The organism is Pseudomonas sp. GW821-FHT07G06, assembly GCF_058986625.1.
In genome coordinates this window covers 23,940-38,269 of record NZ_JBYSVW010000013.1, presented here as the reverse complement: position 1 = coordinate 38,269, position 14,330 = coordinate 23,940, and the positions used below count along the sequence as shown (strand labels likewise).

At 63.8% G+C, this 14,330-nt stretch carries 12 protein-coding genes; all 12 read left to right on the top strand.

Annotated features, from left to right (window positions below; all coding sequences use genetic code 11):
• Positions 1 to 11: 11 nt before the first annotated feature.
• The 12 genes from AC3WJW_RS21265 (at position 12) to AC3WJW_RS21210 (ending at position 14,142) form a co-directional block, all read left to right on the top strand.
• Positions 12 to 1,604, top strand: coding sequence for a GumC family protein (locus AC3WJW_RS21265; RefSeq protein WP_493727263.1), 1,593 nt, complete (start codon positions 12 to 14; stop codon positions 1,602 to 1,604).
• Positions 1,601 to 2,695: a glycosyltransferase family 4 protein gene (locus AC3WJW_RS21260; RefSeq protein ID WP_493727262.1), complete on the top strand. Its 1,095-nt coding sequence runs from the start codon at positions 1,601 to 1,603 to the stop codon at positions 2,693 to 2,695. Before AC3WJW_RS21265 ends, AC3WJW_RS21260 begins: the two co-directional genes overlap by 4 nt.
• Complete coding sequence (locus AC3WJW_RS21255) at positions 2,692 to 4,059, top strand: O-antigen ligase family protein (protein ID WP_493727261.1); 1,368 nt, start codon at positions 2,692 to 2,694, stop codon at positions 4,057 to 4,059. The genes AC3WJW_RS21260 and AC3WJW_RS21255 overlap by 4 nt, the downstream gene beginning before the upstream one ends.
• Positions 4,056 to 5,024 carry a glycosyltransferase family 2 protein gene (locus tag AC3WJW_RS21250; protein ID WP_493727260.1) on the top strand — a complete coding sequence of 323 codons (969 nt, stop codon included), beginning with the start codon at positions 4,056 to 4,058 and terminating at the stop codon, positions 5,022 to 5,024. The genes AC3WJW_RS21255 and AC3WJW_RS21250 overlap by 4 nt, the downstream gene beginning before the upstream one ends.
• Positions 5,017 to 6,153 (top strand): glycosyltransferase, encoded by a 1,137-nt coding sequence (locus tag AC3WJW_RS21245; RefSeq protein WP_218500434.1) that lies wholly within the window; start codon positions 5,017 to 5,019, stop codon positions 6,151 to 6,153. The genes AC3WJW_RS21250 and AC3WJW_RS21245 overlap by 8 nt, the downstream gene beginning before the upstream one ends.
• Before the next feature lie 12 nt (positions 6,154 to 6,165).
• Complete coding sequence (locus AC3WJW_RS21240; protein WP_493727259.1) at positions 6,166 to 7,167, top strand: polysaccharide deacetylase family protein; 1,002 nt, start codon at positions 6,166 to 6,168, stop codon at positions 7,165 to 7,167.
• Entirely contained in the window at positions 7,164 to 8,468 is a 1,305-nt protein-coding gene (locus AC3WJW_RS21235) for a lipopolysaccharide biosynthesis protein (protein ID WP_218480352.1), read from the top strand. Before AC3WJW_RS21240 ends, AC3WJW_RS21235 begins: the two co-directional genes overlap by 4 nt.
• A complete protein-coding gene (locus AC3WJW_RS21230; RefSeq protein WP_493727258.1) occupies positions 8,465 to 10,384 on the top strand; it encodes a hypothetical protein in 1,920 nt (639 codons plus the stop codon). The genes AC3WJW_RS21235 and AC3WJW_RS21230 overlap by 4 nt, the downstream gene beginning before the upstream one ends.
• A gap of 86 nt (positions 10,385 to 10,470) precedes the next feature.
• Positions 10,471 to 11,160 carry an N-acetyltransferase gene (locus tag AC3WJW_RS21225; RefSeq protein ID WP_493727257.1) on the top strand — a complete coding sequence of 230 codons (690 nt, stop codon included), beginning with the start codon at positions 10,471 to 10,473 and terminating at the stop codon, positions 11,158 to 11,160.
• 4 nt (positions 11,161 to 11,164) lie between these two features.
• Positions 11,165 to 12,376 (top strand): GNAT family N-acetyltransferase, encoded by a 1,212-nt coding sequence (locus AC3WJW_RS21220; protein WP_493727256.1) that lies wholly within the window; start codon positions 11,165 to 11,167, stop codon positions 12,374 to 12,376.
• A complete protein-coding gene (locus AC3WJW_RS21215; protein ID WP_493727255.1) occupies positions 12,348 to 13,142 on the top strand; it encodes a ChbG/HpnK family deacetylase in 795 nt (264 codons plus the stop codon). Before AC3WJW_RS21220 ends, AC3WJW_RS21215 begins: the two co-directional genes overlap by 29 nt.
• A 304-nt stretch (positions 13,143 to 13,446) precedes the next feature.
• A complete protein-coding gene (locus AC3WJW_RS21210) occupies positions 13,447 to 14,142 on the top strand; it encodes a GNAT family N-acetyltransferase (protein ID WP_493727254.1) in 696 nt (231 codons plus the stop codon).
• Positions 14,143 to 14,330 lie beyond the last annotated feature (188 nt).

The window sequence follows — 14,330 nt, the reverse complement described above, 5'->3', positions numbered from 1 at the left end:
AGGTGACCGCCATGAATCCAAAGGAAAACTACCTGCATGAGTTCTTCAGGATCTTCTTCGCCAACAAGCAATTGGTGAAACGAGTATTCCTGGTCTTTGCAGTGATCGCCGTGGTCTTGCCGCTGATGCTCAAGCAGAGCTTCGATATCACCGCCCAGGTGATCGTGCAGTCCAAGAAACTCTCCCAGGGGGATGCCACCAGCACCCTCAACCAGGAGAACGCGTCCTTCATTCCGCCGTCGCTGGCGGACATGGAGACCGAGAGCAATATCCTGCGTTCGCCGGCCTTGATCCGCCAGACCATCGACCAGTTGCGCGAAAAGGGTGAGTACACACCGCCCGTGAGCGTCTTCAACAAACTGCTGGTGCAGCCGTTCAAACGGTATGTCAGCAATCCCGTTCGCGAGCAGGTGATCAACCCGCTTCGCAACATGCTGGGGCTGCAGACCGATCCGGTACGCGACACCGTGCTCGATGTGCTCACACAGGAAGCGTCCGACGCCCTCAAGGTTGAAACCTTGCCAGGCTCCAACGTGATCTCGATCGTCTACAGCTTCCCTGACCCGGCCCAGGGCACCCGCTTCGTCGCCGCACTGCTGCAGAACTACCTGGTCAACCGCCAGGAAATGCAATCGATCGACCTGCCGCAGAGCTTCTACGAAACCAAGAAAATGCAGTACCAGGTGCGTCTCGATGGCCTGGAAGCCAACCGCCTGGCCTTGCTCGAAAAGATCGGCTCGTCCGATCCCAAGGAAGAAATCACGTTCCGCCTCAACGCGATCAACACCGAGGAGCAAGCGCTGAACCTGTATCAGGACCGGTTGCTGCAAAGCCAGCGCTGGCTCGAATACCTGAAAACCAACCTGGCCAGCGCCAACAACGCCCGGTTCAACGACTACACCTTCCCCTACACCTTCACCACCACGGTCGACAACGTCGCGTTCGAAGACCGCGAGATCAAGCAACTGGGTGAGCAACTGACGACCCTGGTCAGCCGCTACATGAGCGACCTGGCGATCTTTCAGCCCAGAAGTGAACCGATGCTGCTGGCACGTGAGCAGATCACCCGCACCCGTGGGCAGTTCCTGAAGATTGTCAGCAACCGGATCCAGGAGCGCACCAGCGACCTGGCGACGGTCAGCTCGGTCATCGACCAGAAAACCGCGCGCATTGCCGAGTTCAAGAACCGCATCCACCAGCTGCAGGAAACCCAGAGCAAGCTACGGCAAATGGACACCGAGATCGATGCGCTGCATGCGGCGTTCTCCACCTATGCCCAGCGCTTCGCCGAAAGCAGCACCGCGCGCGCGCTGGACAACGACCTGTCCAACGCCCGGGTGCTCAGCCCGCCGTTCGAACCGACCGAAGCGGCGTTCCCCAAGCCGCTGCTGATCATTCCGTTCGGGCTGTTCACCGGTCTGCTGCTGGCGATTGCCCTGGTCTACGTGCGTGAGTTCTTCGACCACCGCTTCAAGCACCCTGCGCAAATCACCCACGAACTGGGCTTGCCGGTGCTGCTGGTGCTCAACGATCAAAGCACCCTGCCAAACAATCCGCACAAGAACTGGAGCGTTCCGGCCCTCGTGCATTGGGTGCGCAATTGAACGCGGCGCTCGGCACCACCCGCGACCTGCCGATCATTCATTTGCTCAGCAGCGGCGGCTTCTATGGGGCCGAGCGGATGCTGCTGGACCATTGCCTGGCGACGCCGGGGCAGCACCAGGTGCTGTTTCTCGATGCGCCGCCAGAACTGATCGCGCGTTTTCGCCAGGCCGGTGTCGATTGCCTGGGCTGCGCGGGCCTGGGCGCGTTGCTGGGGCATTTGCGCCAGCGTCGGGACCCGCGGCCACTGATCAATACGCACAACTTCAAGGGCCTGCTGTTCGGCTGGGTCGGCGCCACGCTGTTGCGCCTGCCCCTGGTGATCACCCAGCACGGTTTCACCCCGCGCAGCCGCAAGCAGAAGTTCTACACCTGGCTGAGCCTGCAACTGTGCCGCACGGCTTCGGTGGACCGGGTAGTGTGTGTCGCCGAAAGCATCGCGGCGCTGCATCGCCAGGCCAACGTGCGCACGGACAAGTTGCAGGTGATCCCCAACGGCCTGCCGGCGGCCAACGACCTGCTGCCGCACAGTGGCGCACGTCAACGCTGGCTGGCCGGTTACGTCGGGCGCCTGAGCAGTGAAAAAGGCCCGGACCTGTTTCTCGATGCGCTGATCCCGTTGTGTCAGCAGTATCCGCAACTGGATGCGGTGATGCTCGGCGACGGGCCTGAGCGGGAAAGCCTGCAGGCGCGCATCGACGAGGCCGGCATGCAGGCACGCATCACGTTGCCGGGCTACCAGACCGACATGCGCGCCTGGTGGCGGCAACTCGATGCGCTGGTGATCAGCTCGCGCACCGAAGGCACGCCGATGATTCTGCTCGAAGCGATGCAGGCCGGCGTGCCGGTGGTGGCCTTTGGCGTCGGCGGAATTCCCGATGTCGTGCAGGACCGCCACAACGGCCTGCTCGCCGCGCCCACCGACAGTGCCGCCCTCGCCCGCCAGATCGGTACGCTGGTGCGGGACCCGGCACTGGCCGGCGAGTTGATCGACAACGCAAAACGTACGCAACGGGATCGCTACGACCTCAAGGCCCTGGCCGAACGCTGGTCGCAGCTTTACATCCGCACTGCACGGGAGGCACGCGCGTGATCTTTCCGCTCTCGATCGTCAGTTTGCTCGGCCTGGTCTGCCTCGGTCTGCTGGCCAGCCCTTATCCGTATCTGGCGCCGGGCGCGGTGCTGGGCCTGGTGGGTGTCGCGGTGCTGTACCGCAAGCCGGCCTGGGGCCTGCTGGGCATTGTCGCCATCCTGCCGTTCGAGGGGCTGTTCAAGGACAACGCGTTATCGGGCTCCAAGTTCCTCGGAGCCTCGCTGGCGCTGATCCTGATGCTGCAACTGGCGATTCGGCAACTGCCAGCCGATCGCCTGCGCAGCAATATCTGGCACTTGCTGGTCGGTTTCATGCTGCTGTACCTGCTCAGTCTGTTGAACACCGACGACATGGGCATCTCCCTGGGCCACCTGCGCGAATTGAGCGTCGGCCTGATTCTGTTTGTCATCACCCTGCTGGTGGCGCGTGAATTGAACCTCGACATGTTCGCCCGGCTGGTCGCCATCAGTGTCGCGGTGACTTGCGCCATGGCCATGTTCTCCAGCAAATACCAGGACGCGGGCCGTGCCTCCGGGCTGCTCAAGGACCCGAACAACTTTGCCCTGCTGATCGCCTTCGCCGTGCCCATGGCGTTGTTGCTGGTAGTGCGTAGCCCTAACCTGTTGCACCGGTTGTTCTGGGGGGGCTGCACCCTCCTGTTGCTGGGCGGCATGACCAAGACCGATTCCCGTTCGGGGCTGGTGGTGTTGCTCCTCAGCCTGTTGATCGGCGCATGGCATTACCGTGCGCTGTTGCCACGCATTCGTCCGCGCCACCTGGGCTTTGCCATGCTCGGCCTGGCGATTGTGATTCCGCTGGGGCTCTATGCGATGCCGGCCGGTTACGTGGCGCGTATCCAGTCGCTGAGCATCCTCGGTTCCGGGGCCAAGAGCCAGGACCCGTCCCTGGGCCGTCGCGCTTCCTACATCGTGGTCGGCAGCGCGATGATCGCCGAGAACCCCTTGCTCGGCACCGGCCCCGGCACGTTCCCGCTGCACTACGCCACCACCGGTTATGCCAAGGCCTTTTCCATCAAGGGCGAGACGCAAGACCTGTACCGGCGTGCCCATAACACTTACCTGGAGATCTTCAGTGAACTGGGGATTCCCGCCGGCCTGATGTTCGTCGGCTTCCTGGCCTTGGGGTTGTACAACCTGCTGCGTGCCCGCCGGGCCTGGCTGTTGCGCGGGAACGCAGCGCAGGCCGATGTGATGACCCACCTGAGCATGAGCTTTCTGTCGTTGACCTTGTTCCTGATGTTCCTCAGCGCGCCGAACCACAAGTACCTGTGGATCATGCTCGCGTTGACCAGCGTGCTGCGCACCAAGGCCGAAGACGCCCCGTCGACGGAGGTCAGGGCATGAACCGCATCAGTATCGTCATCCCGATGTACAACGAAGCCCGGCACATCGCCCGGACCCTGTTCGCGGCACAACATGCCGCCGATGCGGCCAGGGTGGAATGCGAGTTGATCGTGGTCGACAACGGCTCCGACGACCAGGGCCCGCACATCGCCCGGCAGTTCGGCGCCCAGGTGCTGGTCCTGCCCGGCCTGCTCATCGGCGCACTGCGCAATCGCGGCGCGGCGATCGCCCGTGGTGAATGGCTGGCCTTTATCGATGCCGACATCGAGATGCCGGAGAACTGGTTCGAACTGCTGTTCAACCTCGAATCCGCCGGCCAGGCCGATGTCATGGGGCTTGACCTGCACACCCCGGCCGAAGCGCCGTGGTACGCCGATGCCTGGCAGCGCCGCACCTTGCGCCCCGATACGCAGCCGCTGCATGCCGTGCAATGGCTGCCCAGTTCCAACCTGCTGATGCGCCGTCGCTGGTTCGACAAGGTTGGCGGTTTCAATGAACAACTGCGCACCGGCGAGGACAAGGAACTGACCATGCGCCTGGCCGACGCCGGCGCCAGGCTGCGCTCGGTGAACCAGAGCGTGGCGCTGCACTGGGGCTACGAAGGCAGTTGGCGCGAATGGATGGGCAAGGAACTGTGGCGCCAGGGCAGTCATCTGCAACTGCTGCGCACCCACGGCCCGAGCCTGCGCTTGCTGCGTTTTCCGCTGCTGTCGATGGCCGCCTGGGGGATCGACTTCCTGGCCATTTCCGCCCTGCTCGACGGCTTCCCCCACCATGCGGTGCTGATGCTGATGCTGACTCTCCTGCCCGCCCTGGGCCTGAGCCTGCGCCAGAGTGCCAAACACCACGACACGCGCCTGACCCTGCAACTCTGGGGCCTGCACTGGGTGCGCCTGCACCTGGCGGGTGCCGGATTCATCCTCAGCCTTTGTCATTGGAATGCCAGGAGGCCCGCCCGTGGCTGAATTCATTTTCTGGTTGTGCCTGTTGCTACCGGTCTACGCCTACCTCGGCTATCCCCTGTTACTGACGCTGCTGGCACCCTTTTATCGAGCACCGCGTCATGGACCGGCTCAACCGATGGACGTGAGCATCGTGATTGCCGCACACAACGAGGCGCGCCATATCGAAGAAAAACTGCGCACCGTGCTGGCCCAGGATTACCAGGCCCGCTCGCTGCACATCATCCTCGCCAGTGACGGTTCGACCGACGATACCGTGGCCTGCGCCCGCAGGGTCGATGACCCGCGCATCAGCGTGCTCGACCTGCCCCGCCAGGGCAAGGCGGCAACGCTCAATGCCGGGGTCGCGATCAGCAGCGGCGCGATCCTGGTGTTCACCGACGCCGACAACCAATGGTCCACCGACACCCTTGGCCATCTGCTCGCACCGCTCAACGACCCGCAGGTCGGTGGCTGCGCCGGGCACATGGTGATCCCGGTGACCGGCAAGGGCCTGAGCATTGGCGACAGCCTGTATCGGCATTACGAAGGCTGGCTGCGCTACGTGGAGAATCGCACCGGCTGCATGGTCTCCGCCGACGGCGCCTTGCTCGCCCTGCGCCGCGAGTTGTTCCAGAACGTGCCGGCGGAGGTCAACGACGACTTCTTTATCAGCACCTGCGCGCCGGCGGCCTTCAAAAAAATTGTCTACGTGCCCCAGGCCCGGGTCATCGACCAGGGCGTGGACGAAGCCGACAAGCAGTTCCGCCGCCGTCAGCGGGTCACGGTCGGTGGCCTGCAAAGCCTGGCCCAGCGCCGCGAGCTGCTCAATCCGCTGACCCACGGCCTGTATGCGATTGCCCTGATCAGCCACAAGCTGATTCGGCGACTGGCGCCGATTCTGTTGCTGCCGTTGCTGCTGAGCAATTTCTGGTTATGGGAAGACCACGACTTCTATCGCCTGAGCCTGATCGCGCAACTGCTCGGCTACACGGTGGCCATTGCCGGTCTGCTGGATTCGCAACACCGCTTGCCCAAACCCTTCCGCCTCGCCGCGTTCCTTCTGGTGACCCTTGCCGGGATGAGCATTGGCCTGTGGCAGTTCCTGCGCGGTCAGCGTTACGCCCAATGGAACCCCGAGCAAAATCGATGAGAGACGCGTGCCATGGCGATCAAGCAATTGTTAAAACGCACCAGTGGCTGGCTGTACCTCAATTCCCCGGTCGGGCGCAATCAACTGCACGGCGCCGGGGTGATCCTGATGCTGCACCGGGTGCTGGCCAGCGACCGGGCTGCCGCACTGCCCCATCGCAATGAACTGTGCGTTGGGCCAAAGGCGTTTGAACACCTGCTGCTGTGGTTGAAAAAACACTTCGACTGCGTGCCGCTGATGGACATTCTGCAACCCGGCACGCCGCGCTCGGAGCGGCCGAAAGTGGCGCTGACCTTCGATGACGGCTGGCGCGACAACGCAGTGAATGCCTTCCCGTTGCTGCAGGAATACCAGGTGCCGGCGAGCATTTTCCTGTCCACCGATTTCATCGGCAGCCGCCAGCGGTTCTGGTGGGAAAGCATCGGCGAAACCCTGTGGAATAGCCATGGCGAACAGGCACGCCGGCACCTGATCGAACGCTTGCAGCTCGCGGGCCGTCCGTTGCCGACACTGTGCGATGACCCGGACGAGCAGCGCCGCAGCCTGGCGTTGCTGAATTTCCTGCAGAGCCTCAAGACCCTGTCGCCGTCGGACCTCAATCGCCTGACCGACGACTGCCCGCAGGAGTCGTTGCCCCAGGCGCTGGACTGGCAGCAGGTGCGTACGCTCGAAGCGTCCGGCCTGGTGCGCTTCGGCCCCCACGGTGCCAGCCACGCGATCCTCACCGGTCTCGACGATCAACGCCTGGACGAAGAACTGCGCCGCAGTCGCGACGCGCTGCTGATCGGTTGCAACCGGCCGCTGCCGGTCTATTGCTACCCCAATGGCGACAACGATGCGCGGGTGCGCCAACAGGTGGCCAGGCATGACTTCCCGTTTGCCCTGGGCACCGGCACCGGCATTTATCGAGGGACCGAAGATCCGCTGGCCCTGCCGCGCTTCGGCGTCAGCCAGCGTACCGCGTGCAATCCCGAGTTGCTGTCCTGGCGCATCTACCGTGGGGCACGTCCATGAGCCGCAGCCACTACCTCAAGCATCTGGCCCTGAGCATGGGCACTAAACTGGCGATGATCGCCTTGCGCTTGCTGCGCAACGTGCTGCTGGCGCGGATTCTCGGCCCCAGCGAACGCGGCCTGTTTGCCTTGCTGAGCACCCTGCCCGACCTGATCAGCGCGGCCACCAGCGGCGGTTTGAACTCCGCGGTGGGTTATCAGGCGGCCAAGCAGCGACCCATGGGATTGCTGCTCAGCCAGGTGCTGGTGTTCGGTTGCCTGCTGGCGGCGTTGTTGACCCTGCTGGTGGTAGCGTTGACCCGCGAGTTCGGCAGTGAACTGGACATCACCACGCAATTGGGCCTGCTCGCCTGGCTGTTGCTGCTGGCGGTGCCGCTGACGGTGCTCAAAAGCGGTTTGCTGACCTTGCATAACGCCTCGGGCGGCGTAGTCGCCTTCAATGCCTTGCGCCTGATCGAATCGCTGGTGCCGCTGTTGCTGTTCCTCGCCTTGTTCTGGATGTGGCAAAGCGCGGCGCTGGAAGCGGCGCTGATCAGTTGGCTGGCGGGCATCAGCCTGGTGGTGCTGGTCGGTTGGGTGTGGCTCAAGCGCAACCAGCCACTGACCCTGCAATGGGACCGCGCCAGCCAGAACGAACTGCTGCGCTACAGCGCCCGCAGCCATCCGGACCTGCTGTTCCAGCAAGTGATCCTGCGCTCGGACTACCTGTTCATCGGCGCCCTGCTCGGCAGCACCGCGCTGGGTCACTACGCCATGGCCAGCGCCGCCGCCGAGTTGCTGTTGATCGTCCCGGAAGCGGTGACCACGCCGCTGATGAAACGCCTGCTGCAACAGGAAGAAGGCATCGACAAAGTCACGCCGCTGGCCTTGCGCCTGACGGCCACGGTGATGCTCGGCGCCTGCCTGAGCATGGCGTTGATCGGTGAATGGCTGATCGTCACCCTGTTCGGCGTGGCCTACCAACCGGCCTATCCGGCACTGCTCGCCCTGCTGCCGGGCCTGCTCGGGCTGTGCTACGCGAGCATCCTGCGCCTGGACTTGCTGGGCAAGAATCGTCCCGGTTCGATTTCGTTGTTGATGGGCCTCGGTGCCCTGCTCAACCTGGCGCTGAACCTGGTGCTGATCCCGGCCTACGGCATCGTCGGTGCAGCGGCGGCCTCGTCCATCGCCTACCTGGCGGTGACGGTCGCCCTGCTGGTGATGTATTGCCGCCTGAGCCAGGTGCCGTTCTGGCAAACCCTGATCATCCTGCCCAGCGATATCGCGCCGATGCTGCTGGTTCTGCAACGGAAGTCGGCATGAAGTATTTCGCGCTGCTGGTGAGCCTTGGCCTGAGCGTCGACGTCTACGCCGGACCGATGCGCTGGGCCGATATCCGCGACGGCAGCCTGTACCTGCAAACGGATCGCCCCGACACCCTGAGCGTGCAATGGGTGGCGGCGTGGCAGGCCGGGGCCAACGAAGAACATCTGTACCTGCTCGATGGCCAGGGCAAGCTTGCGGGCGAACGGGCGATCGCCGCCGCCGAGACCCAGGGCACCCAGCGCTGGCCACTGGCACCGGGGGCCAGCAGTTATCGCCTGGAGATTCCGGGCTACAGCTTCCGTCGCTACCGCGTGGAACACGATGAGCGCACGGTGGCGCTGTTCGCACCGGCCAAGGTGCATTTCAGCGCGGAAACCCGTGACGGCGACGAGCTGTATTTCAAGGTCGCGGCCGGCGAACACGCCGTCCTCGCCGGCAAGTTCCACGATGGCGTCCAAGCCCTGCAAGCCCAGCGCGTGGGCGACGGCAAGCAACTGACGTTGACCCTCAAGCCCTACCGCGCCTATTGGCAATTCGACAAGGCCGAACTGCCGGTCGCCGACAGCGATCAGGTCTGGCGCCTGCGCCTGCAAGGCAGCGGCAAGGCGGCGTTCTGGCTCGATGGCACGGCCAATCTGTTCGCGCAGAATCCGCAACAGCTCAAGCCGCTGCGCGAGGACGATGGCCGGACCCGGTTGACCCTGCACAAGGACCTGCTCGGCAACACGCCGAACCTGGGCATCGCCCTGCCCTACGTGATGCCACCGCCCGCCAGCTTTGCCGTGCTCGATGCGCTAAAACCGCAGGCGGCGACTTACTACAGCCTCGTCGACATCATGGCCACGCGGCCGCACTACGAAGACGCGTTCCGTCGCCTGTACCAGGAGCGGTTCGGCATCACCCAGGACATCACCCTGTTGGCCGGCAGCCAGCGCCAGGCCGAACTGCGCGCCGACAGCACCAGCCATGGCGGCCTCGAGGCCTGGCTGGCCGCGACCCGTGCCCTGGGCGGCAAGGGCACGCACTACATCGGTTTTGCCGACGAGCCGAACCTCAACTACCCGGACTACGCCAGTTTCCAGACTCAGTTCGACAGCATGGCCCGGCAGGTACGCGGCAACCCCGACAACGCCAGGGCCGGCGTGCGCATCGCCATCCCGGCCAGCTCGCGTTTTATCAACGGCCCGTTGTCCGACCACGCCAGCGAGCGGCGTGGCATCGATTGGGCCCGGCGCTTGCTCAAGGACAACGGCGAGCAGATTGACGCCCTGGCCTGGCACGAATGGATGATCCGCGACCTGCTCGCGACCCGTGTCTACCGCGACAGCGTGCGCCGTGCCGCCGAACTGGTGGGGCTCGACGCCCAGGGTCGGCCGCGCAAGGCCTTGTTGCTCGACCAGACCAACATGTCCAGCGGTGCCAGCCTCAGCCCTTACGATCAGGAAACCCACTACGCCTCGCTGTGGTGGGCTTCGGTGGTGATCAACGCGTCCCAGGACGGCCTGCTCGACATGCTCGGCTGGTTCCAGGCCGCGGACGAACCCGAGTACCCCAAGGGCATGCTGCGGGTGCTCGGCGATGATCGTTTCGAACTCAAACCCGTCGGCCTGGCCCAGCAGTTCATCCAGCAACACTGGCTGCACCAGGTGGTGCGCCTGGACAACGATGCCTTCGAAGTCGATGCGCTGGCCATGGCCGATGACCTCAAGCGCACGCTGCTGGGGGTGAACAAGGGCACGCGTTTGCAGCGTGTCGACCTCAACGGTGTGGCCTGCCCGCTGGGCAAGGGCGCCCTGCGTTACTTCGGTGCTGACAATCGCAGCCGCGACGCGCCCTTCAACTGCCGGGACGGTCGCGTGAGCTTCGAACTGCCCGGGCAAACCCTGTTCGCCCTCAGCTGGATCGCCTCATGACCGCCCTCTTGTGCTTGGCCGTGTCGGCATTTCGCCGCGCGCAGGAATCACTCCACTCACGGGCAATCCCGTCAGGAGCCAACAACATGAGCGCACTGCACAAACTCAGCGAACACATCAAGCGAAGAGGCCTGAGCGCCACCCTGAAAAAAATCTGGAAGCACTTCGTGTTTTCCCACCAGGAACTGCTGTGGATGGAGCGTGACCTGGTCAGCCCGGTGCCACCGCACAAACTCAAGGCCTACCCGCCGCTGCGGGTCGTCAGCATCACCCCGGAGAACGCCGTTGCCTTCACCCGTCACTTTGGCGACCGGGTCGAGACCATGGCGGAACTGGCCCGCGAGGGTTACACCGGGCAAATGCACCTGGACGACAAGGGTGACGCGGTGGCGTTCATCTGGGGGGCCGCCCGCAACTATCACGACAAGCACTACTACGGTTGCTGGTTCCCGGTGAAGCCAGGGGAATTCTTCGAGTTCGGTGGCGAACTGACCAGGGCTTACTGGGGTACCCGGCTGTCGATGGACCTGCAAACCGAGCTGTGGAAAGCCATGCACGCCCAGGGCTGCAACAAGGTGGTGGACGTGTGCGAGTGGCACAACATCCCCGCACTCAAGCTGCATATACGCACCGGCTACAACGAACAGGGACGGATCATGAACGTCTACGAACTGTTTGGCCGCTGGCGCTTCTTCCGCGAAACACGCTACACCGGCTCGCGCCTGGAAACCTTGCGCAAACCGGTGCGTGAACCTGCCACCGCCGAGGCGACGTGATCCCATGACGCTACGATTCGAATGGCACACTTCGCTGTGCACCCACGACTTTCCCGCTGCGGCTTACGAAGCGTTGCGCCAGCGCGTGACGGACCACACGCCGTTCAACACCCTGGCCTGGCTATGCGCATCGGAACAGGCACTCAAACCCGGCGAGCAGTTGCACGTGCTGCTCGGCTGGCAGGGTGACGAACTGGCGCTGTGCCTGCCGCTGGTGGCGTCCGTGGAGCGCTTTGCGCGTGTGCCATTTCGGGTCCTGCATCATTTGGGCTATCCCCTCGCCGACCGCCTCGCGCTGCTGACCAGGCTGGACGGCGACGCTTTAGGCAAGGCGCTGACGCAGATCCGCCAGCGCCTGCCCCATGCCCTGCTGCAATTGAACGAACTGGCCGGTGCCACGGCCCAGGTCCTGGCACCGTGGCAGGCGCTGAGCTCGACCGCCGAACAACGCCTCGGCTGTCGAGTGCCGGTGCACCTGATCAGCGAGGCCGACCATCAGGAAGTCTCCGGCGATCCGCGCTACAAACTGCGCCGCGCACGCAAACGCATCGCCGCCTGTGGCGCCCGGGTGCGGCGGATTACCCCCGACGCGTTGACCATGGGGCCGCTGTTGCAGGAAATCAGTGAAGTCGAAGCCGTGAGCTGGAAAGGCGATGAAGGGGTCGGGATCTTTTCCGATGCACGCCATCGCCAGTGGATGGACCGCGCCTTCACCGCACTGGCCGCCCGAGGCCTGGTGCGCGTGGTGGTGCTGGAGCTTGAGGGGCGCTGCATCAGCTATCGCCTCGGCTTGCTGGAACAGGGCCGGCTGTACGACTACAACCTGGCGTTCCTGCCGCAATATGCCGACCTGGGCAGCGGTCGGGTGCTGCTCGAAGAGTGGATTCGCTGGGGCCTGGAAGACCACTGGCAGTGGATCGATGCGTCACGGGTCAGCCTGGAAAACTCCAGCCATCAACTGCACGAACGCATGACCGGACAACTGGAACACTGGCGCTGGAGTTTTTACTCCTGGCGCCCGAGCGGTCTGGTGCTGGGGCTGGCCTTGCGGGTCTGGCAACGCTTCAAACCCCGATTACAGCAATGGCGCGCCCGGCGTGCAGCGGCTGCAGTCGCCACCCCGGCGCCCGTCGCGACACCGGCTGTCAAAACACCTGCGCCTACGGAAAAACCCAAGGAGGCTGAACATGCCCCGGCAAGTGATAGTCAACGCTGACGACTTCGGCCTCAGCGCCTGCGAAAACGCGGTGATCCTCGGCGCGTTCCAGGCCGGGCTCATCAGCTCCGCCACCGCCATGGCCAACATGCCGGCGTTCGAAGCGGCCTGCGTCCTGGCCCGGCACCCGTTGCTCGAAGGCCGCATCGGCCTGCACTTCAACCTGACCTACGGCCGTCCGTTGAGCCAGGCCATTGTGCAGCGCCCGACCTTTTGCGACGGCGCCGGTGTGTTCGACCTCAACCTGCGCCGCACCCGCCTCTGGCTCGGGCGCCGGGATCGCCACGCCGTGCTCGAAGAACTCGAAGCCCAGTGGCAACGCTGCCTGGACAACGGCTTGCGCCCCAGTCACCTGGACTCCCATCAACACGTGCACAACATCTGGCCGATCGGCGAGATCGTCGCGCGCTTCGCCGCCCGCCAAGGGGTGCCAGTGCGTCTGGCGCGCAACCTGGGACATAACCTCAGCCTGCCCAAGCGCGTATTCAAAGACCTGCTCAACCGTCGCCTGAGCCACCTGGCCGGCACCACCGCCAACTACGTGTGCACCCCGGTGGATCTGCGCAACGCCGCGCCGCCGCCCGACGGACTACTGGAAATCGTCGCCCACCCGAACCGGCTCGGCGCCGACTTTGGCGATGCCTACCTGGAACCGGGAGAGTCCTTGAGTGCATTGCTGGAACAGCGTTTGCCGGGTGTGCCGCGGGTGGCCTATACCGCCGCTGGCGAGGCTGTGCCCCAGCGCGCGCAGGCTGTTCTCGAATAAACCGCAATCCCCTGTGGGAGCGAGCCTGCTCGCGAAGAGGCCTGAACATTCAACCTCTTTGTTGACTGATCCACCGCTATCGCGAGCAGGCTCGCTCCCACAGGTAGTACAGCTTTGAATCGGTGTTTTCCTCCCGAATACGTCCGGGACGAGCAGCTTTTTGACGCCTGAAAACTGTGTCAAGACTGATACACAACTTGAAATACATTGATGACAAGGACATGGCCATGCAATTGCCACTGGTGATCTATACCCATCAATACCTTCACCACACACCACCAATCCTCGGTTAAAGGAGGGCTTCATGAGCGTACTCGACAAGCTTCACGAACACATCAAGCGCAAGGGCCTGGGTCGCACATTCAGTACGCTGTGGAAGCGCTATGTGTTCTTCCATTGGGAGTTGCTGTGGATGGAGCGCGACCTGGTCAGCCCGGTACCGCCGCACAAGCTGCGGCCCTATTCTCCCGTCCGCCAGGTGACCATCACCCCGCAGAACGCCACGGCGTTTGCCAAGCACTTCGGCGATCGCGTCGGGACCATGGCCGAGCTCGCCGCCGAAGGTCATACCGGGCATATGTACCTGGATGACGAAGGCCATGCGATCGGCTTCATCTGGGGCAGCACCCGGGATTATTTCGACCGTCACTATTACGGCTGCTGGTTCCCGGTCAAGGAAGGCGAGTTCTTCGAATTCGGCGGCGAAATGATCCGCGCCTACTTCGGCACCCGCCTGTCCGTGGATGTCCAGGTGGCCCTCTGGGAAGCCATGGCGCTGCAAGGCTGCAACAAGGTGGTGGACGTCTGCGAGACCCACAACATCCCGGCGCTGAAACTGCACATCCGCATGGGCTACCAGGAACAGGGCCGCGTCACCCACGTCTACGGCCTGTTCGGCCGCTGGCGCTTCTTCCGCGAAACCCACTACAGCGGCTCACGCCTGGATCCGCTACGCAAACCGGGGCGGCCGGTGGTGACGCAGGCGCAGGCGCAGGCTTGATTCCGGGATTATCCGCTTTACCGTGTCGCCCCCTTCGCGAGCAGGCTCGCTCCCACATTGGATTTGTGAACGACACAGATCAAATGTGGGAGCGAGCCTGCTCGCGAAGGAGTCGCCTACAACTTCCTCAGAAAAAAACCACCTGATCGCGGAAATGTCTGACTGCTCATCTGTATCCATTTGAGTAA

Coding starts and splice junctions, on each gene's coding strand:
- AC3WJW_RS21265 (WP_493727263.1), top strand. CDS start 12: ATGAATCCAAAGGAAAACTACCTGCATGAGTTCTTCAGGATCTTCTTC.
- AC3WJW_RS21250 (WP_493727260.1), top strand. CDS start 4,056: ATGAACCGCATCAGTATCGTCATCCCGATGTACAACGAAGCCCGGCAC.
- AC3WJW_RS21240 (WP_493727259.1), top strand. CDS start 6,166: ATGGCGATCAAGCAATTGTTAAAACGCACCAGTGGCTGGCTGTACCTC.
- AC3WJW_RS21235 (WP_218480352.1), top strand. CDS start 7,164: ATGAGCCGCAGCCACTACCTCAAGCATCTGGCCCTGAGCATGGGCACT.
- AC3WJW_RS21230 (WP_493727258.1), top strand. CDS start 8,465: ATGAAGTATTTCGCGCTGCTGGTGAGCCTTGGCCTGAGCGTCGACGTC.
- AC3WJW_RS21225 (WP_493727257.1), top strand. CDS start 10,471: ATGAGCGCACTGCACAAACTCAGCGAACACATCAAGCGAAGAGGCCTG.
- AC3WJW_RS21220 (WP_493727256.1), top strand. CDS start 11,165: ATGACGCTACGATTCGAATGGCACACTTCGCTGTGCACCCACGACTTT.
- AC3WJW_RS21215 (WP_493727255.1), top strand. CDS start 12,348: ATGCCCCGGCAAGTGATAGTCAACGCTGACGACTTCGGCCTCAGCGCC.
- AC3WJW_RS21210 (WP_493727254.1), top strand. CDS start 13,447: ATGAGCGTACTCGACAAGCTTCACGAACACATCAAGCGCAAGGGCCTG.